The sequence below is a fragment of the Mesorhizobium sp. FG116 genome, assembly GCF_057809835.1.
On record NZ_JBMDKS010000105.1, the window covers coordinates 1 to 2,090 of the forward strand.

Annotated in this window: 1 protein-coding gene and 1 pseudogene; both read right to left on the reverse strand. The window is 65.7% G+C overall.

Annotated elements, in window-relative coordinates:
• Positions 1-54: 54 nt before the first annotated feature.
• A pseudogene (locus ACODTY_RS23895) lies at positions 55-1,002 on the reverse strand (IS91 family transposase); the annotation flags it as partial.
• Between the two features lie 3 nt (positions 1,003-1,005).
• Positions 1,006-1,911, reverse strand: coding sequence for a tyrosine-type recombinase/integrase (locus ACODTY_RS23900; RefSeq protein ID WP_488996663.1), 906 nt, complete (start codon positions 1,909-1,911; stop codon positions 1,006-1,008).
• Between the last annotated feature and the right edge of the window lie 179 nt (positions 1,912-2,090).

The window sequence follows — 2,090 nt, forward strand, 5'->3', positions numbered from 1 at the left end:
CCGTTTGGACGAAAATCACCCCTTGAACAGGGTCCTAATTCCACGAAAAAACACACCCCGTGGCAGGACATGGAGCAGGAAGCGGCGGATGAACTCGTCGGCCGCAAGCGTCATGACCTGCTGGCGATCTGCACCGGCGCGCCGGTAGTCTTTATAGCGGAAGGTGACGCGGTTCTCGTGGAAGGCGATCAGGCGACTGTTCGAGATCGCGACCCGGTGGGTGTAGCGCGACAGGTAGGCGAGCACCGCCTCCGGCCCGGCGAACGGCGCCTTGGCATAGACGACCCAGCGCTTTGTCCGGATGGGAGCAAGGTGGCGCAGGAAGACGCGTCGCTCGTTAAGGTGTGCGATTGATCCGAAGAAGCCGAGCCGCCCGGCATCGCGCAAGGCGAGCAGCCGCGTGAGGAAGAGTCTTCGGAACAGCTTGCCGAGCACACGCACCGGCAGCAGGAAGGCCGGACGCGAGGAGATCCAGCGGCTTGCGTCCGGCGCGATGCCGCCGCCCGGCACGATCATGTGAACGTGCGGATGGTGCGTCATCGCCGAACCCCATGTGTGGAGCACGGCGGTGATGCCGATGCGCGCGCCGAGATGCTTCGGATCCGCCGCGATCGTCAGCATCGTGTCCGACGCCGCTTTGAACAGCAGATCGTAGACCAGCGCCCTGTTCTGGAAGGCGATGTCGGCGACCTCGGCCGGCAGCGTGAACACGACGTGGAAGTAGCCGACCGGCAGGAGGTCCGCCTCGCGCTCGGCGAGCCAAGTCCGCGCCGCTGCGCCCTGGCACTTCGGACAGTGTCGGTTGCGGCAGGAGTTATAGGCGATCCGCCACTGGCCGCAGTCCTCGCAGGCTTCGACGTGGCCGCCGAGGGCAGCAGTGCGGCAATGCTCGATCGCCGACATGACCTTGAGCTTGGCGAGGCTCAGGTGCCCCGCATGGGCGGCCCGGTATGCTGGGCCTGCTGCGCGGAAGATGTCGGCGACCTCGATCGAGGCGCGCATGCCTTACTCCGACGGCGTCTTGCCCTCCATCAGCGCCATCAGCCGGTCGAGCGGCCCGGTGACAGCGTGGATCGTCCGGGTCGAGACCTTTGCGTAGAGAGCGGTCGTCTCGAGCTTGCTGTGGCCGAGCAGTACCTGGATGACGCGGATGTCGACATCCTGTTCGAGCAGGTGGGTGGCGAAGCTGTGACGCAGCGTGTGCGGGCTGACGCGCTTGCGGATGCCAGCGACTTCGGCCGCCTCCTGGACTGCGCGATGCAGTTGCCGCGACGAGATCGGATCGGTGCGGCTGCGGCCGGGGAACAGCCAGCCATGCGGAAGCATGATCCCGCGTCGCCTGCCTTCGCGCCACCACAGCCGCAAGAGTTCCAGCAGTTGCGGCGAGAGCATCGCGTTGCGATCCTTGCGGCCCTTGCCCTGCTCGACACGGAGGAGCATGCGCGCAGAGTCGACGTCGTCGACCTTGAGGTGCGCGACCTCGGACACGCGCAGGCCTGCGCCATAGGCGACGCCGAGCGCCGCCTTGTACTTGAGGCCCGGTGCCGCCTCGAGCAGCCGGCCCGCTTCCTCCACGCTGAGCACATCCGGCAGCTTGCGGTGATAGCGGGTGATCACAAGGGTGCGCGACAGATCCCGGCGCTGCAATGTCACCAGAAACAGGAATCGCAGCGCCGATACTGTGCCGTTGATGGTCGCAGGTCCGACGCCCTTCTCATGCTGATCCAGTTGGAAGCGGCGGATGTCCTCCGGCGTTGCGGTGTCGGGCGAGCGCCCGAGAAACGCGGCGAAGCACCGGACGTGACGAACGTAGTCCTGCCGCGTGTGGGAGCCGAGGCCCCGCATGAGCATGTCGTGCTGCATGCGCTGGCGAAGCGGCGAAACTGATGCATCGGTAGACGGGGTAGCCATGGCGAGTTCCTCTCGTTGAAGGGAACTCCATGGTCGGCTCGCTCGCCGCAACCTGCTCAAAGGCTATGAATACTATGCCATCTCAGGCCGTGGCGCCCCTCCCGCGAAGCGGGTTCGTGCATGGGGGCGCGAAACAGACGAAAGGCATTGAGAACCTAGCAAAACGTCGAGATCAACCG

Bases quoted from the DNA above. Each gene is read 5' to 3' on its own strand.
- ACODTY_RS23900 (WP_488996663.1), bottom strand. From the start codon at position 1,911: ATGGCTACCCCGTCTACCGATGCATCAGTTTCGCCGCTTCGCCAGCGC.